Origin of the sequence: Oscillibacter sp. 1-3 (assembly GCF_000403435.2) — a bacterium.
GTDB lineage: Bacteria > Bacillota > Clostridia > Oscillospirales > Oscillospiraceae > Oscillibacter.
On record NZ_KE159710.1, the window covers coordinates 16,638 to 42,922 of the forward strand.

The window sequence follows — 26,285 nt, forward strand, 5'->3', positions numbered from 1 at the left end:
AAGAGGAAGGGACGCCGCGCGCCCCTTTCTCTTTTTCCTCTGAAAGGAGAACGCCATGGAACCCATTACCATGAATATTCCTGTGCTTGCCCTGCGGGGCCTGACGGTTTTTCCCCATATGAATCTGACCTTTGATGTGGAGCGCCGGGTCTCCATTGCCGCCCTGGAGCGGGCCATGGAGGCGGATCAGGACATTTTCCTGGTCACCCAGCGGGAGGCGGGCGTGGATGTGCCGGGAGAGGGAGACCTGTATGAAGTCGGCACAGTGTCCCATATCCGGCAGATCCTGCGGCTGTCACCTCACGCGGTCCGCTGCGTGGTGGAGGGCCGGCAGCGGGCGCGGCTGCGCCGTCTGTGGCAGGCGGAGCCCTACCTCCAGGCCAACGTAGAGCTCATTGAGGAATCTGCCGCCGCTGTCCGGCGGGGGCCCAGGATGGAGGCGCTGCTGCGTCAGGCCTGCAGCCTCTTCGGCGAGTATGCGGGACTGGTGAACAGCCTGCCGGAGGAGGTGATCGCCCAGGTGATGGACTGCCAGGACCCCGGGTATCTGGCGGATTTCATCGCACAGAACATCAACCTGCGCTACACCGACAAGCAGGAGATTCTGGAGGAGCTGGTTCCCCATGTGCGGCTGCGCAAGCTCAACGGCTTCCTGGCCCGGGAGTGCGACGTGCTGGGCTTTGAGCATGAGATGGAGGGCAAGGTCCGGGATCAGCTGATCCGCACCCAGCGGGACCAAATTCTGCGGACCCAGATCCGGGTACTGCAAAACGAACTGGGGGAGGACGAGGAAGACGACGAGATCGAGGTCTACCGCCAGAGAATTCTGGAGCTCCAGCTGGAGGAGGATACGGAGAAGCATCTTCTGAAAGAGGTCGGCAAGCTGGCAAAGCAGCCCTACAGCAGCGCCGAGGCCGCGGTCATCCGGAACTATTTGGACGTATGTCTGGAGATGCCCTGGAATGTGACCACCCGGGAGCGGGTCAGCGTGGACGCCGCCCGGAAGGTGCTGGAAAAGGACCACTATGGCCTGGAGAAGGTGAAGGAGCGCATTCTGGAGACCATCGCCGTCCGGCAGATGAATCCGGAGGGCAAGGGGCAGATCCTCTGCCTTGTGGGGCCTCCGGGCGTGGGCAAGACCTCCATTGCCATCAGCGTGGCCAAGGCGCTGAACCGGAAGCTGGCCCGGATCTCTCTGGGCGGCGTCCGGGACGAGGCGGACATCCGGGGCCACCGAAAGACCTACATAGGCTCCATGCCTGGGCGGGTCATTGAGGCCATCAGCCGGAGCGGGTCTATGAATCCCCTGCTTTTGCTGGACGAGATCGACAAGCTGGGCAGCGATTATCGGGGCGACCCGGCGGCGGCCCTGCTGGAGGTGCTGGACAGCGAGCAGAATCACGCCTTCCGGGACCACTTTCTGGAGATTCCCGTGGACCTGCGGAAGGTGATGTTCATCACCACCGCCAACACCACGGACACCATTCCAAGGCCCCTGCTGGACCGCATGGAGGTAATTCAGCTCTCCAGCTATACCGACGAGGAGAAGGTGCAGATTGCCCGCCGCCACCTGCTGCCAAAGCAGCTGTTGGAGCACGGATTGAAGAAGAGCGCCCTGCGGATTGACGACGACGTGATCCGGGCCATCATCCGGGACTACACCCGGGAGTCCGGCGTCCGCAAGCTGGAGCGGCGGCTGGCCGCTATCTGCCGGAAGGCGGATATGCGGCTCCTGCAAGGAGATATAAAGCGGATTGCCGTTACAGAAAAAGAGCTGCCCAAGCTGCTGGACTGCCAGCCCTATCCCCCGGCGCTTCACACGGAGCGGGAGGAGATTGGCGTGGTGAACGGTCTGGCCTGGACGGAAAACGGCGGCGAGATTTTGGAGGTGGAGGTGCTGGCTTGCGACGGCACCGGCAAGCTGGAGCTCACCGGAAACCTGGGGGACGTGATGAAGGAGTCCGCCCAGGCGGCGCTCAGCTGTCTGCGGAGCCGAGCGGCGGTGCTGGGCATTGAGCCCAGCTTCTGGAAGGAGAAGGACATTCACGTCCACTTCCCGGAGGGGGCCGTACCCAAGGACGGACCCTCCGCCGGGATCGCCGTCGCCACCGCCATGCTCTCCGCGTTGACGGACCGGAAGGTCAAAGCCGGCATCGCCATGACCGGGGAGGTGACCCTCCGGGGCCGGGTGCTGGCTATCGGCGGCTTGAAGGAGAAGACCATGGCGGCCCTGCGAAACGGCATCGGCACAGTGCTGATCCCCCGTGATAACGAGCGGGATCTGGAGGAGATCGACCAGACCGTTCGGGCGGCTCTGCGGTTCATTCCGGTGAGCACGGTGGATGAGGTATTTGCCGCCGCCCTCTGCCCGGCCAAAGTGACTGTCCGGGAGGAGGAGCCGCTGCCGCCGCTGGCGCCTCTGGTGCGGGAACAGGCCGGAGAGGCTGTTCTGCCGCAGTAGACGAGAGAAGGAGGGTTCAAATGCCTCTGAACTTTGGAAAGGCGGAGTTTGTCCGCTCCGCCGCCTCGCCGGAGCAGTTCCTGCGGGACGGGCTGCCCCAGTTTGCCTTTGCGGGGCGGTCCAACGTGGGCAAGTCCTCGGTGATTAATCGCCTGCTGGGCCGGAAGAATCTGGCCTACGTGGGTTCCTCGCCGGGAAAGACCACCCAGATCAACTATTTCCAGGTGGACCGCCGGGCCTACCTGGTGGATCTGCCCGGCTATGGCTACGCCAAGGTCAGCCGGGCGGAAAAGGAGCGGTGGGGCCGCCTGATGGAGCGGTATTTTCAGGATGAGGGGAGCCTCATCACCACCGGAGTTTTGATTGTGGACATCCGCCACAAGCCCACGGTGGACGATATGACCATGCACGCCTGGTTCCGGGAGACCGGATGCCCGGAGATCGTTGTGGCCAACAAGCTGGATAAATTGAAGCGCAGCCAGGTGGAGCCGGCCCTTGCTCTGATCCGGGAGACGCTGGAGCTGACGGCGGCCGACACGCTGGTGCCCTTCTCCGCTGAAAAAGGGGCGGGCAAGGAGGAACTGATCCGGCTTTTGAACGAGGCCTGCGAAAAACCATAATTTGGCGCTTGGCAAACAGCCTTCCGGCTATTGCAATTTTGGAAACAATTGCGTATAATAGAAGCAGAGAAAAAGCGGGACGCGAGGATTCTCACGTCCCGCTTTACACAGATGAGATGGATGGGAGCGGAAAGCCATGAAAAAGGGGATTATTACGTTATTACTCACTGTTGTCCTTCTGCTGGGGACATCTGCTGCTGCGTCGGCAGCGTCGACGGGCTTCTCCGATATTCCCGCCGGGTACTGGGCCGGAGAGGCGATTCGGAATGTGGCCGGAAAGAACATTGTCTCCGGGTATCAGGACGGCACCTTCCGGCCTGGGCAGAAGGTGAGCAACGCCCAGTTCGCCGTGCTTCTGGCCCGGGCGTTTTATCCGAAGGAGGCCGCGGCCTATGAGGACCAGGGCTATGGCGGTTCGGCCCCCTGGTATTGGGCCAGCATGGCGGCGCTGCGGGACCATGATATTTTGAAGGGCACCGCCATGGGCTGGGACACCGGCTGGCCGGAGCTGGGCTGTGACGGCGATTATGTCACTCGGTACGATATGGCCCAGCTGGCCTATAACATCATGCTGGATCACGAGCAGACCGGCAGCGGGGTGGAGCGGGAGATCGTCCACCTGCGGGTCAGGGATTGGTCTGTCATTCCGGAGGAATATCAGGACGCGGTGACCGCATGCTACGTGCTGGAGGTTCTGCAGGGCCATCTCGACGGGGATTTTGACGGAGCGGCCCTGATGACCCGCGCTCAGAGCTGTGTGGTGATTGACCGCCTGGGGAAGGCGCTGGGCGTTACCATCGGCATGGGAGAATATACGCCCGCTGGGCCCGCGGGAGCGGCCCTGCTCAGCGGCCTGCCTGTTACGGAGGAGAACGTGAAGGACCTGCTTCAGCGGGTTGCCGCGGAGTGGCAGGGAGACGTCCGGGCCTCCACCTATGCTGCCGGCAACTCCAGCGCGGAGGTGCAGGCCGTGATCTGGTCCTATACGGACGCAAACGGCAAAAAGCTGAGCATGACAAGCGGCTCCGGCGGATATGCGGCGTTGCTCAGTGACCGCGTCTTTGGACGGTACGGTTTTCCTGCCCGGAAGCTGGATGACATCACAAAAATGCGGGCCGGAGACATTGTGATTACGCTGGACAATGGGAAGATTGTCCGGGTTTCCACGTACAGCGGCACGAAGGGGGATATGATGACCCTGGAGGGCAGACTGGAGACGGGATACGGCATGTTCTATTTGAAAGACGGCGGCACCGCCGGGAGTATGGTCATCACGCCGGATGATGAATTCCCCGGCAGGACTTACGAGGTTTGGACCCGGTATCCGGAATAAAGAGAACGAACGCCCCGCCGGAAGGCGGGGCGTTTTTCTATGGCAGTTCGGATGGTGAATGGGGAAGACCGCCGAAGTCGTCCCGCTCCGCTGCTTCCAAATACAGCAGCATCAGGCGGCACCAGCCCGATTCCTCCGGAGTAAACATTCCGCTGGAGAGCGTGGTGTTCAGAGTTTCACGGGCGGCGGCCAGCTCCTGGGGATGCCAGACACCGTCAAAGGCCGCGCCAAGGACAGAATGGAACCGCCAATCCTCCTTGCTGTCCAAGTCACGGGTAAGACTGCGGATGAAGCCGGCAGGATCATAAAAAAAGACGCGGGAGAGCAGGCCGTCGTAAGATTCCGCATAGGCGCCGTCGATTCCTTTTGCCACAGAGCCTGCCTGGGTCCAGAAGATTTCAGATTCGGTATAGGCGTCCTGCTGTTGCAGCCAGTCCATCAGGGCAAAAAAGATGTCCTCCGGGTACTCCGCCGCCCCCATCCCGCGCAGTTCTTCCCAGTCCAGGTCCGGCAGGAGGGTGAAGATATCCCGGCGATAGGCGTACCGCTCCTCGGCAGTGAGGTTGTTGTTGGTCGCCAGATGGTTGAAGGCGATGTAGACCCGCCGGGCATCGCTGAGCTCCTCCCGCTCCGGCTCCTCCCGAAGGGAGAAGTCCGGCTGGCCGTCCTTCATGGGGAAGCGGGAGACATTGTCTGCATTGTCCGGCGTGTAGCAGTCGCCCAGGTCATACATTCTCTCCATACGGATGCCGGATACGGTCCCTCGCTCAACATAGAAAAAAATGGTGGAGTATCCGTCCGCGAAGGCCGACCAGGCGTAGAAGCAGTCGTGGGGAACCAGGGTATAGCGCTCCTCTTTCAGGCAGTATACCAGCTCATCGCCATAAGCCGCCAGCAGGTCCGCCTCACTGCTTCCGGAGGCAATGCCGCGGGGAGTGGCGTATCCGGGCACGATGGTGGAGAGGGCGTCGATGTTTTCCCATTTCTGTGTCGTTCCCTCGGGCCCCGGAGGATCTTCAATGCGGCTGTATTCAATAAAGACAGCACCGCAGTCCGCCCGGTGGGCAGTCATGCTGCCAAAGTCCGTGTCCAGAACCTCCTCCGGCGCGTTCAGCTCCAGGGGGGCACCGAAGGGGAAGAAATCCGCCTGCGTACCCAGCTCCAAAAACTCCTCATGCCCGTCGCTGCTGGTCCAGATCAGGGCGAAATCTGTGGCCGGGGCAGGGATGGGCACAGTCGTCTCAGTGGAAACCGTGTCCTTTGGCGGCGGGGCGGCGGAAGGGAGTGTGTCCGGCCGGAAATTAGTCCATAAAATCAGTCCCGCGGAAAACAGGACCAGCGTCAGTAAAACGATCAGAGTGGGGAAGATGAACAGCCGCAGATTTTCCCGGGACGCTTTTTCCTCTTTCGGCTGTTCCGGCGTCTCCGTCAGTTCTGCAACAGATACGCCGAACTCCCTTGCCAGGGCGATGAGGTTCGCCATGTCCGGCGTGGCCGCGCCTGTCTCCCACTTGCTCACCGCCTGGCGGCTGACGCCCAGCCGCGCCCCCAGTTCCTCCTGGGACACGCCCTGGGATCTGCGGTTTTGACCGATCCTCTCGCCTAAGCTCATAAAGCCGCCTCCTTTTTCTCTCTCAGGATACCATATTTCCCGGGAAAAGGCTACCACCCGGGTGTCAAATATCGGTTGCGGGCTGCGGATTCGGGGATCTTTTTCCCGGAAAAGCAGTGCGGCGGAAGGGGAGGCGTGATGATTTATTTGTAAAATCTTTGTCTACCCCCTATGCAAAAGCGGAAAAATAAGTTAAAATAGACAAAATCACTCTTGTACCACAACAACAGAAAAATGGAGGGCTCACTATGGAAAAACCTGTTTACCGGCGCGTCCTTTTGAAGATCAGCGGCGAGGCCCTGGCCGGCGGCAAGGGCACGGGCCTGGATTTTGAGATGATCGGCAGCGTGTGCGACACCATCAAAGAGTGCCTGGACATGGGCGTCCAGGTTGGTTTGGTGGTGGGCGGCGGCAACTTCTGGCGTGGCGCCAAGAACAGCGGCGGCAGGATGGAGCGTACCCGGGCCGACCATATGGGCATGCTGGCCACCGTCATGAACTGCCTGGCCGTGGCGGATGTCTGCGAGCAGAAGGGAATCCCCGTCCGGGTGCAGACTGCCATCGAGATGCGCTCCATTGCGGAGCCCTATATCCGTTCCCGGGCCATCCGGCACCTGGAAAAAGGGCGGGTTGTCATCTTCGGCGCAGGTACCGGCAACCCCTATTTCTCCACGGACACCGCCGCCGTGCTGCGGGCCGCCGAGATTGAGGCCGACGTGATTTTGCTGGCCAAGAACGTGGACGGTGTGTACAGCGCCGACCCGGTAAAGGACCCCGCCGCCGTGAAGTACGACACCATCAGCTATGACGACGTGCTGGCCCAGCACCTGATGGTGATGGATACCACCGCCACGTCGCTGTCCATGGACAACCACATTCCTGTGCTCCTCTTTGCACTGAAAGATCCCCGGAATATCATCCGAGCCCTGTGCGGCGAGAAGGTGGGCACCATCGTCAAGGAATAACCGCAGACGCGTTTCACATATTTTTACATTGAAAGGAAGGACCCCATTATGCTGAAAGACGAGTATAAAGTTTACGAGGAGAAAATGAAGAAGAGCATCGACTCCGTAGCCGCAGACTTCGCCTCCGTGCGGGCGGGCCGGGCCAACGCCGCAGTGCTGGACCGCATTATGGTGGACTACTATGGCACTCCCACCCCCATTCAGCAGATCGCGGCCATCGCCTCTCCCGACCCCCGCTCTCTGGTCATCACCCCCTGGGACGGCTCCGCGCTGAAAGCCATTGAGAAGGCCATCCAGAACTCTGACCTGGGCATCAATCCCCAGAACGACGGCAAGGCCATCCGCCTGTCCTTCCCCCAGCTGACGGAGGAGCGCCGCAAGGAATTGGTGAAGCAGATCCGCAAATACGCCGAGGGCGGCAAGGTGGCGGTGAGGAACATCCGCCGGGACGCCATGGACAACTTTAAGAAGCAGGAGAAGAAGTCCGAGATCACTGAGGACGAGCTGAAAATGGTGGAGAAGGATCTCCAGAAGCTCACCGACGACAGCTGCAAGACCCTGGACGATCTGCTGGCGAAAAAAGAGAAGGAATTGATGGCGGTCTGATGGAAAGGCAAAACAACGATACGGGGCGGCTTACGCCGCCCCGCTCTAATGAGACTGGCGGACCGGGAGGGCCGCTTCCAGGCAGGTCTTTGCCCAAAGGAACGGAGCAAGACAGACTTAGCGGGAATATCCCAAGGCACATCGCCATCATTATGGACGGCAACGGCCGCTGGGCCACCCGGCGGGGCCTGCCCCGCACCGCCGGGCACAAGGCGGGGGCGGAGACCTTCCGGCGCATCGCCACTTACTGTAAGAACATCGGCGTGAAGTATCTGACGGTCTACGCCTTCTCCACGGAGAACTGGAAACGGTCCGAGACGGAGGTATCCGCCATCATGGCGCTGCTGAAAAAGTATCTCCTGGAGGCGGTGGATACCATGGAGCGGGACCACATCCGACTCCACTTCTTCGGGGACATGACGCCCATCGCCCCGGAGCTTCGGGCTCTGGCCAAGGAGACAGACGAAATCACGGAGCATCTGGCTGCCGACGATTTCCAGGCAAACGTCTGCCTGAACTATGGAGGCCGGGATGAGATCCTGCGGGCGGTGCGGCGGTTTGCGGCGGACTGCGCGGCGGGGGAGCGGAGGCCGGAGGAGCTGGACGAGGCTCTGTTCTCCGGCTATCTGGACTCCGCCGGGATTTCAGACCCGGAGCTGATTATCCGCCCCAGTGGGGAGCTGCGGCTGAGCAACTTTTTACTGTGGCAGTGCGCCTATTCGGAGTTCTATTACACCGATACCCTCTGGCCGGACTTTGACGAGGCGGAGCTGGACAGGGCGATCCAGGCGTTTCAGGCGCGGGACCGCCGTTTCGGCGGAGTAAAGAAATAAAGTTTTCGTCCACCTTTTCCAAAAGGTGGCGGGGTGCAGGGGCAGAGCTCCTGCGGATTGCGGCGATGCGAAGCGAGCCGTACACCAAAGGATGTGATAGCTTGAAATCAAGAATCCTGGTAGCAGTGGTGGGCGTCCCGGTGCTTGTTTGGGTGGTATTGTGGGCGCCGTCCATTGTGATGCTGGCCGCCCTGTGCCTCCTGGCGGGCATTGGGGCCATAGAGCTTCAGCAGTGCGTCAGCGGAGTGAAGCGGAGCGAGCTGGCAGGCATGGGTGCCGTGGCGGCAGTGTTTGTGGTGGAGTGGTACTATGACCGGCCTGAGGCCATTGCGCTCCTCTTGATTATTGAGGCGGTACTCTTCTTCGGCTACGCCATCAAAAAAGGCGGCGAAGTGAAGTTCAACCAGATCATGGCTGCGCTTTTTGGCAGTATCGCCATCGCCTGGTCCTTCTCCGCCTTCCTCCGCCTGGAATCCGCCGGCATCCACCGGGCCTGGCTCCTCCTGCCCTTTATCCTCAGCTTTGCCTGCGACACCTTCGCCTATTTCGCCGGCCTCACCCTGGGCAGACACAAGCTGGCCCCCAAGGTCAGCCCCAAGAAAACGGTGGAGGGCTCCGTCGGCGGTCTTGCGGGCAACGTGGTCTGTGGCCTGCTCTTTGCCTGCGTCATGGACCGCTGGTTCGGCGCGTCCATTGCCGCCGTCCCTATGGTGCTGCTGTCCCTCATCTGCGGCGTGGTGGCTCAGATCGGTGATTTGAGCTTTTCTCTCATCAAGCGGGAGTTCGGCATCAAGGATTACGGACACCTCTTTCTGGAGCACGGCGGCGTGCTGGACCGGTTTGACAGTGTGCTGTTTGTGGCCCAGACAGTTGAGATCGCCCTCATGCTTTTTCCCGCAGCTTTTTCGATTTGGTGAGGTAGGACAGGGGATATGACGAATATAATAACAATACTGGGCTCTACCGGCTCCATTGGCCGACAGACGCTGGATGTGGCGGAGCAGCTGGGGCTGACTGTCGCCGCCCTTACCGCCAACAGCAGCGTAGAACGGGTGGAGGAACAGGCCCGGAAATTCCGGCCCCGCCTGGCAGTTATGACCAACGAGACAGCGGCCAGGGAGCTGGCCGTCCGGCTGAAAGACACGGATACCAAAGTTTTGGGCGGCCCCGCCGCTCTGGAGGAAGCCGCCGTGCTTCCAGAGGCGGATACGGTGGTTACCGCCGTGGTTGGCATGGTGGGACTGAGGCCCACCCTCGCCGCCATCAGTGAGAAAAAGCGCATTGCCCTGGCCAATAAGGAGACTCTGGTCTGTGCCGGAGAGCTGGTGATGGACGCGGCGGACAAGAGCGGTGCGGAGATCATTCCAGTGGACTCAGAGCATTCCGCCATCTTCCAGTGTCTCCAAGGCTGCGGGGACCGGCGGGAGATCAAGCGGCTGATCCTGACCTGTTCCGGCGGACCCTTTTTCGGCATGAACCGGACGGAAGCGGGCAGAATGAAAAAGGCGGACGCCCTGAAACATCCCAACTGGAAGATGGGGCCCAAGATCACCGTGGACTGCGCCACGCTGATGAACAAGGGGCTGGAGGTCATTGAGGCCATGCGGCTCTACCGCCTGCCGCTTCAACAGGTGGACGTGGTGATCCACCGCCAGTCCATTGTTCACTCCCTGGTGGAGTTTCGGGACGGGGCGGTGCTGGCCCAGCTGGGGACGCCGGATATGCGTCTGCCCATCCGGTATGCCATGACGTACCCAAAGCGGGGAGAAACGCCGGCAGAGCCGCTGGATCTGCTGACCTGTCCGCCGCTGACCTTCGCAGAGCCGGACCGGGAGACATTCCCCTGCCTGGCTTTGGCGGAGGAGGCGGCCCGGCGGGGCGGTACCGCCTGCGCCGTGCTGAACGGCGCCAACGAGGAGACTGTCCAGCTGTTTTTGCTGGATCGGATCGGGTTCTATGATATTTTTCGTTTGACAGAAAAAGCCATGGCGGCCCTCCCGGTGGTGAAAGCCCCCTCTCTGGAGGAGATTTTAGAGGCGGACCGGGCGGCCCGCGAGATCGTGAGCAAGGAGCATTTGGCATGAAACTCATCTATATCCTGGCGGCAGTCCTGATATTCGGCGTTTTGGTTGCGGTCCATGAGCTGGGCCACTTTCTGGCGGCAAAGCTCTGCGGCGTGCGGGTCAATGAGTTTTCCATCGGCATGGGGCCCACGGTCTGGAGCCGGAAGCGGGGAGAAACACAGTATTCCTTCCGAGCCCTGCCGATTGGCGGCTTCTGCGCTATGGAGGGGGAGGACGAGGACACCGGCGACCAGCGCTCCTTCGTCCGCCAGGGCTTTTGGCAGAAGCTCCTGATTCTGGCGGCCGGAGCGGGGATGAATTTTCTGGCGGGCCTTCTGATTCTGCTGTGTCTGTACGCCGGGGCGGGGGTCTTTTACACCGACCAGATAGCGGACCTGGCCCCGGAGTTTTCCCGGCAGGGGGAGCTGCTGCCCGGGGACCGGATCTACAAGATCAACGGCTACCGCGCCTATCTTGCGGGGGATTCCAGCATGTTTTTGAGCTATGCCCGGGACGGCGTGGACCTGGAGGTCATCCGGGATGGTGAGCATATTGTGGTAAAGGACCTCCGGCGGCAGACCTACACCGCCCAGGACGGCGCCGCCTACCGGGGCTTCGGCCTGTACATGGGCCGGTATGCCGAGGAGGCCACACTGGGAAATAAGCTGAAATACACCTGGAACACGGCTTTAGATTTTGTCCAGCTGGTGCGGTTCAGTCTGGTCCAGCTGTTCACCGGCGGAGCTTCCGTGGAGGACCTCAGCGGCCCGGTGGGTATTGTTTCCGCCATCACCGAGGTGGGAGACCAGGCGAAGACCCAGCGGGACGCCTGGTCGCAGATCTTCTATTTCGCCGCGCTGATCGCGGTGAATCTGGCGGTGATGAACATGCTGCCCATCCCGGCGCTGGACGGCGGACGGGTGTTCTTCCTGTTGGTGGACCAGCTGACGCTGCTGCTGTTTAAGCGGAAGGTGCCTGAGCGGTACCAGGCCGCTGTGAACACGGCGGGCTTTGTGGTTTTGATGGGCTTCATGCTGCTGGTGACCTTCCATGATGTATTCAAGCTGTTTCAATAGGAGAAAAGGCTATGAACTTTACACTTCGTCCCTGGCGGGCGGAGGATGCCTCCGCCATTGTTCCCTATGCTGACGATCCGCTGGTGGCCCGGAACCTGCGGGACGTGTTTCCGAATCCCTATACCTTGGCGGACGCTGAGTCCTTCATCAGATCCTGCATGGAGATGGAGGGACGGGGCCAGTTGTGCCGTGCCATTGTGGTAAACGGTGAGGCGGCGGGAAGTATCGGCCTTTTCCTGGGAAATGACGTGTACCGCAGAAGTGCGGAGCTGGGCTACTGGCTGGGGCGTCCCTTCTGGCGGCAGGGCATCATGACCGCCGCCGTAAAGGAGATGTGTGCCCTGGGCTTTGGGGCATGGGACATTGTCCGCATCTATGCGGAGCCCTATGCCAAAAACGCAGGCTCCCGGGGCGCGCTGGAGAAGGCGGGCTTCACCCTGGAGGGGATCAAGCAGAAGAGCGTATTCAAAAATGGGGAGCTGCTGGACTCCTGCATCTATGCAAGGCTGAGAGAGGAAGCGGAGCAATGACAAAGCAGCTGATGGTGGGCAATGTCCTGGTAGGCGGCGGCGCCCCGGTGAGTATTCAGTCTATGTGCAATACAAAAACCGACGATGTGGAGGCCACTGTGGACCAGATCCTGGTCCTGGAGGATGCCGGGTGCGAAATCATCCGTGTGGCTATCCCAGATCAGGCGGCGGCGGAATCGGTGGACAAGCTCAAAGAGCGCATCCGCATCCCCCTGGTGGCGGACATCCATTTCAACTACAAGTACGCCCTCGCCTGCGCAGAGCGGGGGGTGGACGCTATCCGTATCAACCCTGGCAACATCGGCGGGGAAGAGAGGGTGAAGGCGGTGGCGGACCTGTGCCGCCGGAAGTCCATCCCGATCCGCATCGGTGTCAACGGCGGTTCTTTGGAAAAGGAGCTGCGGGCAAAGTACGGCGGCGTTACTGCAGAGGCTTTGGTAGAGAGCGCCATGGGCCATGTACATCTGCTGAATAAATTTGACTTTGACGACATCTGCATCTCCGTCAAGTGTTCTGACGTGCCGCTGACCATGGCGGCCTACTGCCTTCTCAGTGAGCGCACGGATTACCCCCTCCATCTGGGCGTCACCGAGGCGGGCACGCCCTCTATGGGGCTGGTGAAGTCCGCCATGGGCATTGGGGGACTGCTCTGCATGGGGATCGGCGACACCATCCGGGTGACGCTGACCGCCGACCCGGTGGAGGAGATCTACGCCGCCAAGAAGATTTTGAAGGCGGCGGGCCTGCGGAAACAGGGGGTGAACCTCATTGCCTGCCCCACCTGCGGACGTACCCGCATTGACCTCATTCCCATGGCGGAGGAGGTGGAGCGGCGGCTGGCGGACTGTGAGAAGAATATCACCGTGGCGGTGATGGGCTGCGCCGTCAACGGCCCCGGCGAAGCCGCCGCCGCCGACATCGGAATTGCCGGAGGCAAGGGTGAGGGACTTCTGTTCCGAAAAGGAGAAATCCTTTATAAGATGCCGCAGGAACGGCTTGTGGATGCCTTGATAGAGGAGATTGAGAAGCTGTGAGAACCAGAGGATGTTGATATGACAAAGCGGCAAAATTTGCCCGGAAATCCTATGTTTGTCCCATGTGAATTTGTCCTTGTTGATGTTTTGGCGTGTGTAGGAGGGTTTTGTTATGAAAGCGGCTTTTTTTGCGCTGGCGCTCGGCGTATTCCTCAATATGTCGACTTTTGACGGGCAGGTGTGGCCCATTGGTTCAGTTGCCGCCATTGTGATGATGGGTGTATGGATCAAGGTCTCCATGGACAGGCGTTTTGAAGAGCTTGAAAAGCAGATCAAGGACCGGAGTACGGCTCAGAACGAAGAGAAGGAAGATCAGTAAAACACTATGTCGAGAAACATCCCATTTTTTGAAATGTTCACGGAGCTGCAGCTCTCCCCGGAGCTGCGGCTGAAACTGGCGGGAGCAGTGCTGACCGGCGCCGCCATTGATCAGGGGGAGATGTCTATCCGTCTCCAGCTGACGGTGAAGAGCCAGCTGAGCGAGGGGGATTTGCAGAGAATTCAGGATGCCCTGCGGGCGGTCTACGGCTTTTCCAGGGTGGAGATGGACGTCACCTGCAAGGCGCCGGAGGCTCCGCGGCCTGCGCCGTCCGCCTCTGCTCCCAGGGCGGGGAAGGGCGGCAAGCCCGTTGTGGGCAAGGTGCTGATGGGAAACCCCATCAAGGCAAAGGCCGTGCCTATGAAGGATCTGGATCTGAAGATGAACAACGCGGTTGTGACGGGGAAGGTTTTTTCCTTCGAGTGCCGGGAGACCCGGCGGCCGGGCATGTGGCGGCTGAGCTTTGACATGACAGATTACACAAACTCCGTGACGGTGCAGAAAAACCTCACCGCCAAGGAGGCCCAGGCTCTGGAGAGCGCCGTCAAGCCAGGCATGTGGCTGTGCGTCCAGGGAAAGATGGAGCCCACCTGGGACGGCAAGGACATCCAGCTGAACCCCTACCACATCAATGTCACCGAGCACCAGCCCCGGCAGGACACTGCCTCGGAGAAGCGTGTGGAGCTCCACCTCCACACCAAAATGAGCAACATGGACGCCCTGACGGACACAAAGGAGGTCATCCAGACCGCCATCCGCTGGGGCCATCCCGCCATTGCCATCACAGACCACGGCGTGGCCCAGTCCTTCCCGGACGCGTGGCACGCCGCCGGGGACAAGATTAAGATTCTCTACGGCGTGGAGGGCTATTTTGTCAACAACTTGGACGACCGGGTGGCGGTTCACGGTTCTCTGGACTGCGCCCTGGATGACGAGATCGTCTGCTTTGACATTGAGACAACCGGACTCAAGGTGGACCGGGAGGCTATCACAGAGATCGGCGCGGTGGTGCTGAAAAACGGGGAGATCGCGGAGCGGTTCCAGACCTTTGTCAACCCGGGCCGCCGTCTGACGCCGGAGATCATCGGTCTGACAGGCATCACAGACGAGATGCTCAAAGACGCCCCTCAGCCCAAAGAGGCATTGGCGGATTTTCTGGAGTTTGTGAACGGCCGCCCTCTGGCGGCCCACAACGCGGAATTCGACATCGGCTTCATCCGGGCGGGGTGCCGGGAGGCGGGGCTGGACTTTCAGCCCACTTACATCGACTCGTTGATTCTGGCACAGAACCTGCTGCCGGGCCTGGGGAAATACAAGCTTGACGTTGTGGCGGAGCATCTGGACCTGCCCGCCTTTAACCACCATCGGGCCAGCGACGACGCGGCCACGGTGGGCTATATGCTGATTCCCTTCTGGAAGATGCTCCACGAAAAGGGCATTCACACCCTCCAGGCGGTGAACGGAGAGATGGAGAAGCTGCGGCCTCTGGGGGGGAAGTCCAACCGCTTCCCCAAGCACATCATCCTGCTGGCCCGGAATAAGGTGGGGCTGAAAAATCTCTACCAGATGATCTCCGCCTCTAACCTGAAATATTTTAAGCGGGTGCCGATTATCCCCAAGAGCCTTTTGAAAGAACACCGGGAGGGGATCATCGTGGGCTCTGCCTGCGAGGCGGGGGAGCTGTTTAAGGCTGTGGTGGACCACAAGGACTGGGACGAACTGAAACGGATCGCTTCCTTTTACGACTATCTGGAGATCCAGCCCCTGTGCAACAACCGCTTTATGCTCCGAAACGGCGATGCCAGAAGCGAGGAGGATCTGCGGAACTTCAACCGCACCATCGTCCGCCTGGGAGAGGAGCTGGGCAAGCCCGTCTGCGCCACAGGGGACGTCCACTTCCTGGAGCCGGAGGACGAGGTGTACCGCCGCATCCTGCTGGCGTCCAAGAAGTTTCCGGACGCCAATGAGCCTTTGCCCATCTATTTCAAGACTACGGACGAGATGCTGGAGGAGTTTGCCTATCTGGGGAAGGAGAAGGCCTACGAGGTGGTGGTATCCAACACCCGCCTCATAGCGGATCAGATTGAGACCTTTGAGCTGCTGCCTAAGGAGTTGTTCCCGCCAAGGCTGGAGAACTCCGAGGAGGATCTGAACCGCCTGGTGTGGGAGAAGGTCCACCGGCTCTACGGAGAGGAGCCGCCGGAGCTCATCGTAAAGCGGCTGGACGTGGAGCTGGGCGGCATCCTGGGCAAATACGACGTGGTGTATATGTCCGCCCAAAAATTAGTGCAGCGGTCCCTGGAGAACGGCTATCTGGTGGGCTCCCGTGGATCTGTTGGGTCATCTCTGGCGGCCTACATGTCCGGCATCACAGAGGTGAACTCCCTGCCGCCCCACTACCGTTGTCCCCAGTGCAAAAAGAGCGAGTTTATTGAGGACGGCTCCTACGGCTGCGGCGCTGACATGCCGGACAAGGTCTGCCCGGTGTGCGGCACGAAGTACGAAAAGGACGGCTTTGACATTCCCTTTGAGACCTTCCTGGGCTTTGGCGGCGGCAAGGTGCCGGATATTGACCTGAATTTCTCCGGTGAGTACCAGGCCCGGGCCCACCGCCACGCCATCGAGATGTTCGGCGAGACCCAGGTGTTCCGGGCGGGCACCATTGGAACCCTGGCGGAGAAGACCGCCTATGGCTTTGTGAAGAAATACTTGGAGGAGAACGCCATGACGGCGGGCCGGGCGGAGGAGAACCGCCTGACGCTGGGCTGTGTAGGCGCCCGGCGCACCACCGGGCAGCACCCGGGGGGGCTGGTGGTGGTGCCGGATGACAAGTCTATGGAGGACTTCTGCCCCGTCCAGCACCCGGCGGACGACGACGGCTCCGACACCATTACAACCCATTTTGAATACCACTCCATGGAGGCCAATCTCCTAAAACTGGACATGCTGGGCCACGATGACCCCACCATGGTCCGCATGATGCAGGACCTCACCGGGGTGGACCCCCAGAAGATTCCTCTGGATGACCCGGACACTATGTCCATCTTCACCTCCAGCAAGGTGCTGGGATATGAAAACGATGAGATTTTGGGCCCCACCGGGGCCGTGGCCATCCCGGAGTTCAACACCCGCTTCACCCGGCAGATGCTGGTGGACACCCAGCCGAAGGATTTCAGCACGCTGGTGCGACTCTCCGGCTTTTCCCACGGCACCGATGTGTGGCTGGGCAACGCCAAGGACCTGATTCTCAGCGGCACCGCCGGCGTTTTGGATACGGTGGGCTGCCGGGACGACATCATGCTGTACCTCATCAAAATGGGCCTGGACCCCAAGATGAGCTTTAAGATCATGGAGTCCGTCCGAAAGGGCAAGGTGAAGAAGGGGGGCTTTGAGCCTGGCTGGGAGGAGGCCATGCGGGAGCACGATGTGCCCGGCTGGTACATCGAGTCTCTTGCCAAGATCGGCTACCTCTTTCCCAAGGCCCACGCCGTGGCCTACGTTATGATGGCCTTCCGCATTGCCTGGTACAAGGTCCATGAGCCCCTGGCCTTCTACGCCACCTTCTTCTCCGTCCGGGCCAAGGCATTTGATGCGGAGTATTGCTGCGCCGGAAAGGATGCGGTGAAGCGGAAGATCCGGGAGATTGAGAACAACAAGGACGCCACCGCCGTGGAGCAGAACCTGCTGACCACGCTGGAGGTCTGCTATGAGTTTTACCTCCGGGGCTACCACTTCGACACCATCGACATCTACAGATCCGACGCCACGAAATTCCTGGTGACAGACGGCGGACTGCTGCCGCCCTTTGTCTCCGTCCACGGCCTGGGCGACGCGGCGGCGCTGGACACGGCGGAGAAGCGGGAAGGGAAGGATTTCATCTCCATCGAGGAGTTTGCCATGTGCTGCAGCAAGCTCTCCAAGACCCACATTGAGCAGCTGAAGGCTTTGGGGGCTTTCGCGGGGATGGCGGAGACCAGCCAGATGACGCTGTTTTAAGGCGGGAGGACCGCGAAAAAAAGAGGCTTTTTGATCGCCGCCGTCCTGCTTTTCGCGCTCCTTCTCTTTGCGCTCTTTGTGCAAGAGATGCTTCGCTCCCCTTATATCGCGGCGGCGGCGGTGTTCTGCCTCCTAGGCCTTGTTTGGCGAAAAAATCTCTCGCCGTTGGGCATTCCGCCATTCTTCAAACAAGGCCTAGCCGGACTTTTCCTGTGCGGGAATATTCGTTCACTGGCCCTGCGCTTTGCGCCGTGCCTGGTGGCCGGGCGGAGGCTGAGACGGTACGTCCAGTCCGGTGGAAAGGCCCGAGTGGTCTGTTTCGGCAGGCCGGAGGCAGGGGAGGAGGCTGGCTTCTATCTGGCTTTCGATACGGTGCTCCGGCAGGACAGCAGTCTCCGGTTTCTGCGATGTCGAGCCCCCGGGCCTCGCTGCGGCTTTGCCACAGGAACGGGGCCGGGAGGCGGAGGTCTACTGTTTCCAGAATCAAAGAGGCCGGGGAATCCGGCTCACCGGCAGCCTGGAGCAGGGGAGATGTTGGTTCGAGATTGCCGTACACAGAGTTCAGATTGCCGGAAGAGCGGATGAGGTGTCCGTTTTGAAGGGCTGATCTGAAAATTATGTTGCTTTTGCACTGGCTTTTTCCCTAAAATATGGTACAATATTTTTATAAATATAGAGAGGAGCATCTGTCATGCTGAATGAAAAAGTTGCCGCGCTGCTGAACGACCAGATCAACAAGGAGTTCTATTCTGCCTACCTCTATCTGGATTTTTCCAACTACTTTGAGGCCCGGGGGCTGGACGGCTTTGCCAACTGGTACAAGATCCAGGCCCAGGAGGAGCGGGATCACGCCATGCTGTTCTACCAGTACCTTCACAACAACAGCGCCAAGGTAACCCTGGACGCTATCGCCAAGCCGGACAAGGCGCTGGACAGCGACATGGCCGTATTGAAAGCCGGTCTGGAGCACGAGCTGTATGTCACCGGTCTCATCAACGACATCTATGCCGCGGCTTATGAGGTGAAGGATTTCCGCACCATGCAGTTCCTGGACTGGTTCGTAAAGGAGCAGGGCGAGGAGGAGGACAATGCCAACGACCTGATCTCCAAGATGGAGCTCTTCGGTTCCGATCCCAAGAGCCTGTATATGCTCAACAGCGAGCTGGCGGGCCGCGTGTACAGTGCGCCGTCCCTGAGTCTGTGAAAAGCCTTACATAAAAGGAATCCCCGGAGGCGTTCCTCCGGGGATTCCTTTTTTATGGATTATGGTTCCAGTTTTCCGTTGCACTTGTCCAAAAACCGCTGGCAGTTGATGATGGCCCGGGTGTGGGTGCCGCCGCCCACAGGACCGCGTTCATCCCATGCGGAGACCTTGAAGTCCACCATCTTTCCGTTTTCCGACACGCCGGTGATTTCCGCCTCCGCCCAGACCTTCATGCCGATGGGGGTGGGGGCGTCGTGGTGTATGTCCAGGCGGGTGCCTACGCTGCCCTGACCCTCCTCCAAAAAGTTCTGGAGGGCCGTCAGAGCGGCGTTTTCCATCATGGCGGCCATGAAGGGTGTGCCGAATACCGCCAGGGCTCCGGAGCCCACGGCGGCGGCCGTCAGCTCTTGGGTGACGGTCTGTTCCAACTGACATTTCGTTCCGATCAAAATCATAAAAAGACCTCCAAATCAGTAGATTTTCGTTGCTGCCGTGTCATCTCATCAGTCTCTGCCCATCAGAGCGCGAAAAAGCTTTTTGGGCTGCTTTTTTCAAAGACCAGCGAAGCCGTGTCTGATAAATGACGGAATGCCCGGCGGAAAAAGATCCGCCGCTTGGGCGCTTTGACATTTTTCGAGCGCCGCCTAGATCCCAAGCTCTGTCCAGAGGTCGTTGTAGAGTGCGCGGATGCTGGCGGGCAGGACCAAATAGGCCTCGCAGCGGTCCAGGACTTCCTGCGGAGCTGCCATGATCTCGTAAATCTCCGGGTCCAGCGGTTCGCCGTACAGTTCCTCATAATAGGCCGGGTACTGCTCCAGAGCCTCCTGATTGGGGGAGGCGTACCAGAGATAGTCCATGTTTTTGAGGTTTGCCTCCGTGGAGGCGATGAAGTTGATCCAGGCCATGGCCTCGTCAAAGTGGGGGGCGCCTTTCAGGACGCACATGGCGTCCATGAACCAGTTGGAGCCCTCCTCCGGTACAACAAAGGCCAGATCCTCGTTGTTCTCCAGCATGGTGAGGTAGTCTCCGGCGTAGTAGGCGCCGATGGCGGCGTTGCCGCCCTCCAGCTTCTGGAAAATCTCATCCATGACGAAGGATTGGTACACCCCGCGGCTTTTGGCGTCCTTGAGCAGTTCAAAGGCCTCCCGCAGCTGGATGGGGTCAGTGGTGTTCAGCGAATAGCCCAGATAGCTCAGGGCAGTGGCCATGGCGTCCCGGGAGTTGCGGAACATCAGCACGTTTCCGGCGTACTGGTCGTCAAACAGCGCGCTCCAGCTGGTAATGGGCTCACCGATCATTGTGGTGTTGTAGATAATACCCACGGTGCCCCAGGCGTAGGGGACGGTGTATCTGTTCTCCGGGTCATAGGGCAGGTTTTTGAACCGGCTGTCCACCAGAGAGAAATTGGGGATGCTTCCGTAGTCCAGCTCCTCCAGCATGTCCTCCTCGATCAGCTGAGAGATCATATAGTCGGAGGGGACGATGACGTCATAGTCCCCGGCGCCGCTTTTCAGCAGGGAATAGAGAGCCTCGTTGCTCTCCGCGGTCTGGTAGTTCACCAGGATGCCGGTCTCCGCCTCAAACTGGGTGATCAGATCCTCGTCAATATACTCGCCCCAGCTGCACACGTTTACCACCGGCTGTGCGTTGGTGGCGCTGGTGAGAAGGATCACTGTGACCAGAAAGGCGGCCGTCAGCACTCCCGCCGCGCCCCGGCGGAACCATCTTCCCCTGGGGGAGTCCAGGAACCGGGTCAGGCGCTGGAGAACCGGCTTGGGCCGGCGCTCCTGCTGTCCGGTGCGCTCCATGTGGGCCTCCCGGAGATTGACAATGACCAGCAGCAGCAGTACGGTCACAAAGAGCAGGGTGGAGATGGCGTTGATCTCCGGCGTCACCCGTTTTTTCGTCATGCCGTAAATGGTCATGGCCAGGGTGGAGCTGGAGGACCCGGCGGTAAAGTAGCTGATAATGAAGTCGTCCACGCTCATGGTGAAGGCCGTCAGGGCCCCGGAGGCGATGCCGGGCTTGATCTCCGGCAGAATCACCTTCCAAAAGGCCTGCATCCAGGTGCAGCCCAGGTCCTGGGCTGCGTCCACCAGATTTTTATCCATCTGCCGCAGTTTGGGGCCTACGGACAGGATCACATAGGGGATGTTGAAGGTGACATGGGCGATCAGCAGGGTGCCGAAGCCCAGCGTCAGCCTTGCGGGCAGGGTGACCATGTGCTGGACGCCGTTGAACCAGACGGCAAAGTCGCTCCAGAAGGCGAAAAAGGCCACAAAGAACAGGCACATGGCGACGCCGGTGACAATGTCAGCGTTCATCATGGGAATGCTGTTCACCGTGTTCAGCACGGCCCGGGGTCTGCGGCGGAGACTGTAAAAGCCGATGGCGGCAAAGGTTCCGGCGAAGGTGGCGATGGCCGTGGCCAGCAGGGAGACCAGCAGCGTGGTGTACACGCTGCGCATGATGAGGCGGTTGTGGAACAGGGACTTGTACCAGTCCAGGGAAAAGCCGGTCCAGACGGTGTTGCTGTTGCCCTTGTTGAAGGAGAAGACGATCAGCAGCAGAATCGGCGCATAGAGGAAGAGGAACACCAGCGCCGTAAAGACGCGGCTCATAGCGGAATAACGGCGTTTCACAGCATCACCGCCTGTTCCTCGCCCTCGCCGAAGCGGTTCATGACCACCATGCAGACGACAACGATAACCATCATCACCAGGGATATGGCGGCTCCCAGCTGGGGATTATAGGCCCCGCCCAGGAACTGCTGCTCGATCAGGTCTCCCAGAATCATTTCTGTGCCGCCGCCCAGCATTTTGCTGATGGCAAAGGTGGAGACCGAGGGGACAAAGACCATGGTAATGCCGGAGAGCACCCCCGGCAGGCTCAGGGGCAGGATAACCCGCCGGAAAACATTGAGGCCGTTGGCCCCCAGATCCCGGGCGGCCTCGATGAGAGAGCCGTCCAGCTTGACGATGACGGAGTAGATGGGCAGGATCATAAAGGGCAGATAGTTGTACACCATGCCCAGCACCACCGCCCCCTGGGTATTCATCATGGGGAAGTACTCCAGGTTTGCCCCGGACAGGCTGTTGTACAGGTCGATGAGACCAATCCTCTGAAAGAGCTGGTTCAGCAGGCCGTTGTTCTCCAAAATGGACATCCAGGAGTAGGTACGCAGCAGGAAGTTGATCCACATGGGCAGCATAATAAGCACCATGGCGGCCCGCTGGAACCGGGGCCCTTCTTTGCTCATCATGTAGGATACGGGATAGCCGATCATCAGGCAGATGACTGTGGCCACCAGGGCCAGCTTAAAGGAGCGGAGGAACACCACCCCGTACAGTCCCATCCGGGAGAAATTATCCAGGGTAAAGCCGCCCTCTGCGGCGGTGAAGGCGTAGACCACGACCATGACAATGGGCGCCACTACAAAGAGGGCCATCCAAACCACATAGGGAACGGCCAGCCGGGAGAGCTTATTCTTCATCCCCGCTCTCCTCCTCATCCAGCGCAAGGCTGGCGTCGTCCAACTCGTCGTACTCATCGGAGAAGGAGGAGTAGTCGCCGAACATGCCGGAGTACTGGCTCTTTTTCATGACGTGAATGCCGTCAGGGTCGATTTTGATGCCGATACGGGCGCCCTCGGGGCTGTGGTCCGTGGTCTGGATCAGCCACTTGAAGCCCTTAAAGTCCACGATGATGTCGTACTGCATCCCCTTGAAGGTGACGCTGGTGACGGTGCCTGTCAGCTGGCCCTGCTCCACGGGAACAATGTCGATGTCCTCGGGCCGGATGACCACGTCCACCGGTTCGCCGGGTCCAAAGCCGCCGTCCAGGCAGGGGAACTGGCGGCCGTACATCTGGACCAGCTGATCCCGGACCATAACGCCGTCTATGATGTTGGACTCACCGATGAAATCTGCCACAAAGGCGTTTTTCGGCTCGTTGTAGATGTCCTCCGGTGTGCCGATCTGCTGGATGGAGCCCTTGTCCATGACCACGATGGTGTCCGACATGGTCAGGGCCTCCTCCTGATCGTGGGTGACATATATAAACGTGATGCCCACCTGCTGCTGGATGCGCTTGAGCTCGATCTGCATATCCTTGCGCAGCTTCAGGTCCAGCGCGCCCAGGGGCTCGTCCAGAAGCAGAACCTTGGGCTTGTTCACCAGCGCCCGGGCAATGGCCACCCGCTGCTGCTGGCCGCCGGAGAGGGCGTCGGGCCTGCGGTTTTCAAAGCCCTTGAGGCTGATAATCTCCAGCATCTCCAAAACCCGCTCCCGGATTTCCTCCTCGGGGATCTTCACCTTTTTCCTGGGATCGGAGGGGGCCGGGCGGCGCTGCATCCGAAGGCCGAAGGCGATGTTCTCGAACACGTTCAGGTGCGGGAACAGCGCGTATTTCTGGAACACGGTGTTGATCTGCCGCTGGTGGGGCGGAACGTCATTAATCCTCACACCGTCAAAGAGGACGTCTCCCGACGTAGGTGTCGTGAAGCCGCCAATCATCCGCAGCGTGGTGGTTTTGCCGCACCCGCTGGGTCCAAGCAGTGTGAGGAATTCTTTGTCATTGATGTAAAGATTGATGTTGTTTAATACAAGTTCGTCGTCAAACGCCATGCAGATGTTCCGCAGGCGAATCAACTCTTTGGACATGTATCCTCCCCCATTTCAATAGTAATTTTTATAACAGCGCCGCTGAAAATGCCTTCCGCGGCGGTGTTCAAGAATCATACGCCTCTTTTCTCTGTTGAGGGGGAACCTTTCTCGTCGAAATTCAGCAATATCTGCATGATAACGGAAGCGGCCTGAAAAGTCAAGGGAATTATTGCATGGGAACTATTGATTTTTTTTCAGTAGTTCTATTGACTTCCGCGGGGAGAGGATGTATACTCATGACAACACCTACTGTGTTTTTTACAGTAGTTTTGAAAGGAGCGGCTATGATGGAGCGGGATTATCTCTCCAGGATGTCCCGGGCGGCCCGTTGGTGTCTGCCGCCGGCAGAGGCGGCGGAGGTGCTGGAGGACTATCGGGAAATTGCGGAGGGCAGGAGCGAGGAGGCGTTGCGGCGGGACCTAGGCAGCCCCTGGGAGGCCGCGCGGCAGCTGGCCCAGACGAGGGCTTACCGGCGGTGGGTGGCTGTGTTTGCCGTGCTGGCGGCCTGTGTGCTGCTTCCGGCGGTGCTGCCGGTGCTGAGTGTGCTGTCAGGTATGGCAATCTTTCGGTTTCAGGCGTATGGCGTAGATTGGCTGTGGTGGTTCCCTGGCCTCTGCGACACAATCGCACCCTTTCGCAGTGGATTCTTTGTGACGGGCACGGCGCTGGCCCTAGTCTGGTTCCGGCGCGGGAGCGGAGAGGGAAGGAGACGGACCCTGCCCAAAGGGGCCGTGCTGCTTCTGGTCTTTTTGCTGATCGGGATAGCATTTCAATGGCTGGTCGCCTGGATTATTTTAGCTGAGCCGGCGGAGATTTTGGAGGCAATGACCTACCAAATCGCGGACGCTATGCGGCTGACAATGACGTTGGATATGTTTGTCATGGGGGCCATTGGAATGTTTGCCCTGGTGCAAGCCCGGATGACGGACCGCCGCTGGCGGGCGGTGTACATTTTGGCGTTGGCCGGGTGCATTCTTGGGCTGTCGATCTATGCACTGTGGAGCAGCATGGACGTATCGTTTGGCTCTGCCGGATGGCAGGCGCGCATTCTGCTGCAGTACGTCGCCATCACCGCTCTGGGCCTCGTTGGAACGGGGGTTTCCCTATGCTGAAACGCGACCTTTTGGAGCTGTGCCTTCTTCACCTGATGGCCCAGGGGGACCAGTACGGCTATGAGCTTCTGCGCCGCCTCCATGATGTTTTCCCAGATGTGCAGGAGAGCGCCCTCTACGCCATCCTCCGCCAGCTCTGCCGGGAGGGGGCCACGGAGCGCTACCAGGGGGAGATTTCCGGCGGTCCGGTTCGGAAATACTACCGTCTCACCGAGGCGGGACAGGACCGCTATGCCGCCCTGCTGACGGTCTGGCGGGATATGCGGGACGCCCTGTCCGTCCTGGGGATACAATGAGAGACGGAAGGGCCCGTCCATACGGACGGACCCTTCGTCAGCGGTCCGAAAAATACTTTTTCACAAAAGGCACGTCGGGAACCGTGAACTCTCTGCCCCGCAGGTAGTTCAAAATTCCGGCGTCCGTGGGAAGGGGAAAGGCCAGCTTGTAGGAGTACAGCGCCTGACGGGTCTCATGATAGCGCCGGTTTACGTCGCTGGAGCCATATTTGCCGTCTCCCAGCAGGGGACAGCCGATCTCCGCCATGGAGACCCGGATCTGGTGAGTGCGCCCGGTGAGGAGGCGGCATTCCACCAGGGACAGCTCCCCGCGGCTCTCCAGGGTCTCATACAGCGTCACGGCGCTGCGGCCTCCGGGGACTGGGCGGCGGTAGAAGGAGACCTGCTTTTTTGTCTCGTCTTTTAATAAAAACCCCTCGATCTTTCCGGCGGCTGGTCTGGGACGGCCCACGGTGACGCAGAGGTAGGACTTCTCCAGCTCATGGTCCCGGATCTTCGCGTTGACGATTCGCAGAGTCTCCGCGTTTTTGGCGGCGATGACAATGCCGCCGGTGTTGCGGTCAATGCGGTTGCAGAGGGCCGGGGCGAAGGCGTTCTCCCACCGGGGGTTCCACTCCTTTTTTTGGTAGAGGTAGGCCTGGATGTGGTTGATGAGGGTGTTGACCTTCTCTGTCTCGTCGGCGTGAACCACCAGGCCGGGGCGCTTGTCTGCCAGAAGCAGATTTTCGTCCTCGTAGACGATGTCCAGCCTCGGCTGAAACAGGGTGAGGAAGAGATTTTCCTCGTTGGGCTTGTCAAAGAACTCGTCATTGATATATAATTGTAAAACATCGCCGGGACACAGCCGCACGTCCCGCTTGGCCCCCCTGCCGTTGACCTTGATCCGTTTGAGGCGGATGTACTTTTGCAGCAGGGCAGGGGGAAGCAGGGGCAGGTTCTTGGACACGAAGCGGTCCAGCCGTTGTCCGGCGTCGTTTTTTCCTATGGTGAATTCCCGCATAAAGACCTCCCGGAATGTGGAATTGTCTTTATCATACCTGTTCTTCCAGGAGTTGTAAAGCCTGGGAAGGCAGGAATTTAGAAAACCTGGAGGTAGAGAGCATGGATATGGAGATGCTTTGCCGGGCCGTTCAGGAGACGAAGCCCTGGATCGACGATTTTCGGAAGCGGACCTATGAGAAGGCATTCCGGGCCTATACGGACCGGTTTGGCCCCAGCTATCTGGAGGCTGTCGGAGAGGCGGGGGAGGAGGGGCTCCAGCGCCTTGCCGGCGAAATTCTGGACGGCATTGAGGCGGGTTGGAAGCGCCAGCGTCCCTGGAACCGGGCGGCGGTCCGGGTGATGGAAAAGCAGATGGCGGTGGACTATCTCTCTCCCATGCTGCTGGAGCTGCCGGAGCCCATGTGCCAGACCCTCTGCGAAATGCTGCGGGACGGCTGGACCGCCCGCTGGCCCAAGGACACATACGGCGCAGCCACTTATCAGGAGCTGAAGCGGGGATTCCGGGACACCATCATGGGTATTGAACTGGGAAGAAGGCGCAGGGACGAGGAGTGAGGCA

24 protein-coding genes are annotated in these 26,285 nt (G+C 60.0%); 18 read left to right on the forward strand and 6 right to left on the reverse strand.

The features are described from left to right. The first annotated feature begins 55 nt into the window (after positions 1-55). From lon to C816_RS15870, 3 genes are all read left to right on the forward strand, one after another. On the forward strand, positions 56-2,461 hold the full coding sequence (lon, locus tag C816_RS15860) for an endopeptidase La (RefSeq protein ID WP_016323419.1): 2,406 nt from the start codon (positions 56-58) through the stop codon (positions 2,459-2,461). Positions 2,462-2,481: 20 nt separating this feature from the next. Beyond that, complete coding sequence (yihA, locus tag C816_RS15865; protein WP_016323420.1) at positions 2,482-3,081, forward strand: ribosome biogenesis GTP-binding protein YihA/YsxC; 600 nt, start codon at positions 2,482-2,484, stop codon at positions 3,079-3,081. Positions 3,082-3,217: 136 nt separating this feature from the next. Further along, positions 3,218-4,414: an S-layer homology domain-containing protein gene (locus C816_RS15870; protein ID WP_016323421.1), complete on the forward strand. Its 1,197-nt coding sequence runs from the start codon at positions 3,218-3,220 to the stop codon at positions 4,412-4,414. A 37-nt stretch (positions 4,415-4,451) separates the two neighbouring features. On the opposite strand, the gene C816_RS22015 is transcribed toward C816_RS15870, so the two are convergent. After that, on the reverse strand, positions 4,452-6,026 hold the full coding sequence (locus tag C816_RS22015; RefSeq protein WP_016323422.1) for a helix-turn-helix domain-containing protein: 1,575 nt from the start codon (positions 6,024-6,026) through the stop codon (positions 4,452-4,454). 248 nt (positions 6,027-6,274) lie between these two features. Between C816_RS22015 and pyrH the strand changes: the two genes are divergently transcribed. The 12 genes from pyrH to C816_RS15935 all read left to right on the forward strand — a co-directional run bounded on the left by pyrH (position 6,275) and on the right by C816_RS15935 (position 18,652). Next, positions 6,275-6,991 carry a UMP kinase gene (pyrH, locus tag C816_RS15880; RefSeq protein ID WP_016323423.1) on the forward strand — a complete coding sequence of 239 codons (717 nt, stop codon included), beginning with the start codon at positions 6,275-6,277 and terminating at the stop codon, positions 6,989-6,991. A 48-nt stretch (positions 6,992-7,039) separates the two neighbouring features. Continuing rightward, on the forward strand, positions 7,040-7,597 hold the full coding sequence (gene frr, locus C816_RS15885) for a ribosome recycling factor (RefSeq protein ID WP_016323424.1): 558 nt from the start codon (positions 7,040-7,042) through the stop codon (positions 7,595-7,597). A gap of 152 nt (positions 7,598-7,749) precedes the next feature. After that, positions 7,750-8,430, forward strand: coding sequence for a polyprenyl diphosphate synthase (gene uppS, locus C816_RS15890; protein WP_040655931.1), 681 nt, complete (start codon positions 7,750-7,752; stop codon positions 8,428-8,430). 101 nt (positions 8,431-8,531) lie between these two features. Next, positions 8,532-9,347 carry a phosphatidate cytidylyltransferase gene (locus C816_RS15895; RefSeq protein ID WP_016323426.1) on the forward strand — a complete coding sequence of 272 codons (816 nt, stop codon included), beginning with the start codon at positions 8,532-8,534 and terminating at the stop codon, positions 9,345-9,347. A gap of 15 nt (positions 9,348-9,362) precedes the next feature. Beyond that, positions 9,363-10,514 (forward strand): 1-deoxy-D-xylulose-5-phosphate reductoisomerase, encoded by a 1,152-nt coding sequence (locus C816_RS15900; RefSeq protein WP_016323427.1) that lies wholly within the window; start codon positions 9,363-9,365, stop codon positions 10,512-10,514. After that, the gene (locus C816_RS15905) at positions 10,511-11,569 is read left to right on the forward strand and encodes a M50 family metallopeptidase (RefSeq protein ID WP_016323428.1); all 1,059 of its coding nucleotides are present in this window, start codon (positions 10,511-10,513) and stop codon (positions 11,567-11,569) included. The genes C816_RS15900 and C816_RS15905 overlap by 4 nt, the downstream gene beginning before the upstream one ends. An 11-nt stretch (positions 11,570-11,580) precedes the next feature. Beyond that, positions 11,581-12,099, forward strand: coding sequence for a GNAT family N-acetyltransferase (locus C816_RS15910; protein WP_016323429.1), 519 nt, complete (start codon positions 11,581-11,583; stop codon positions 12,097-12,099). Next, positions 12,096-13,133: a flavodoxin-dependent (E)-4-hydroxy-3-methylbut-2-enyl-diphosphate synthase gene (gene ispG / locus C816_RS15915; protein ID WP_016323430.1), complete on the forward strand. Its 1,038-nt coding sequence runs from the start codon at positions 12,096-12,098 to the stop codon at positions 13,131-13,133. Before C816_RS15910 ends, ispG begins: the two co-directional genes overlap by 4 nt. A gap of 112 nt (positions 13,134-13,245) precedes the next feature. Beyond that, positions 13,246-13,452 (forward strand): hypothetical protein, encoded by a 207-nt coding sequence (locus C816_RS15920; protein ID WP_016323431.1) that lies wholly within the window; start codon positions 13,246-13,248, stop codon positions 13,450-13,452. 6 nt (positions 13,453-13,458) lie between these two features. After that, positions 13,459-17,448, forward strand: coding sequence for a PolC-type DNA polymerase III (locus tag C816_RS15925; RefSeq protein WP_016323432.1), 3,990 nt, complete (start codon positions 13,459-13,461; stop codon positions 17,446-17,448). A gap of 436 nt (positions 17,449-17,884) precedes the next feature. Continuing rightward, positions 17,885-18,055 (forward strand): hypothetical protein, encoded by a 171-nt coding sequence (locus C816_RS24585; RefSeq protein WP_207636944.1) that lies wholly within the window; start codon positions 17,885-17,887, stop codon positions 18,053-18,055. 84 nt (positions 18,056-18,139) lie between these two features. After that, positions 18,140-18,652 carry a ferritin gene (locus C816_RS15935; protein ID WP_016323433.1) on the forward strand — a complete coding sequence of 171 codons (513 nt, stop codon included), beginning with the start codon at positions 18,140-18,142 and terminating at the stop codon, positions 18,650-18,652. A 59-nt stretch (positions 18,653-18,711) separates the two neighbouring features. Here the strand turns inward: C816_RS15935 and C816_RS15940 are convergent, their stop codons facing one another. From C816_RS15940 to C816_RS15955, 4 genes are all read right to left on the reverse strand, one after another. Then, the gene (locus C816_RS15940) at positions 18,712-19,107 is read right to left on the reverse strand and encodes a thioesterase family protein (protein WP_016323434.1); all 396 of its coding nucleotides are present in this window, start codon (positions 19,105-19,107) and stop codon (positions 18,712-18,714) included. A gap of 189 nt (positions 19,108-19,296) precedes the next feature. Continuing rightward, positions 19,297-21,294 (reverse strand): extracellular solute-binding protein, encoded by a 1,998-nt coding sequence (locus tag C816_RS15945; RefSeq protein ID WP_016323435.1) that lies wholly within the window; start codon positions 21,292-21,294, stop codon positions 19,297-19,299. After that, entirely contained in the window at positions 21,291-22,145 is an 855-nt protein-coding gene (locus tag C816_RS15950) for an ABC transporter permease (protein ID WP_016323436.1), read from the reverse strand. The genes C816_RS15945 and C816_RS15950 overlap by 4 nt, the downstream gene beginning before the upstream one ends. Continuing rightward, positions 22,135-23,313 carry an ABC transporter ATP-binding protein gene (locus C816_RS15955; RefSeq protein WP_016323437.1) on the reverse strand — a complete coding sequence of 393 codons (1,179 nt, stop codon included), beginning with the start codon at positions 23,311-23,313 and terminating at the stop codon, positions 22,135-22,137. The genes C816_RS15950 and C816_RS15955 overlap by 11 nt, the downstream gene beginning before the upstream one ends. A 239-nt stretch (positions 23,314-23,552) precedes the next feature. Between C816_RS15955 and C816_RS23885 the strand changes: the two genes are divergently transcribed. Together C816_RS23885 and C816_RS15965 are read left to right on the forward strand one after the other, a co-directional pair. Continuing rightward, positions 23,553-24,428 carry a DUF1700 domain-containing protein gene (locus C816_RS23885; protein WP_155979062.1) on the forward strand — a complete coding sequence of 292 codons (876 nt, stop codon included), beginning with the start codon at positions 23,553-23,555 and terminating at the stop codon, positions 24,426-24,428. Beyond that, on the forward strand, positions 24,422-24,724 hold the full coding sequence (locus C816_RS15965; protein ID WP_016323439.1) for a PadR family transcriptional regulator: 303 nt from the start codon (positions 24,422-24,424) through the stop codon (positions 24,722-24,724). Before C816_RS23885 ends, C816_RS15965 begins: the two co-directional genes overlap by 7 nt. A gap of 37 nt (positions 24,725-24,761) precedes the next feature. Here C816_RS15965 and C816_RS15970 read toward each other — a convergent pair whose 3' ends face one another. Beyond that, positions 24,762-25,724, reverse strand: coding sequence for an RluA family pseudouridine synthase (locus C816_RS15970; RefSeq protein ID WP_016323440.1), 963 nt, complete (start codon positions 25,722-25,724; stop codon positions 24,762-24,764). A 101-nt stretch (positions 25,725-25,825) separates the two neighbouring features. Between C816_RS15970 and C816_RS15975 the strand changes: the two genes are divergently transcribed. Beyond that, entirely contained in the window at positions 25,826-26,281 is a 456-nt protein-coding gene (locus C816_RS15975; protein WP_016323441.1) for a hypothetical protein, read from the forward strand. Positions 26,282-26,285 lie beyond the last annotated feature (4 nt).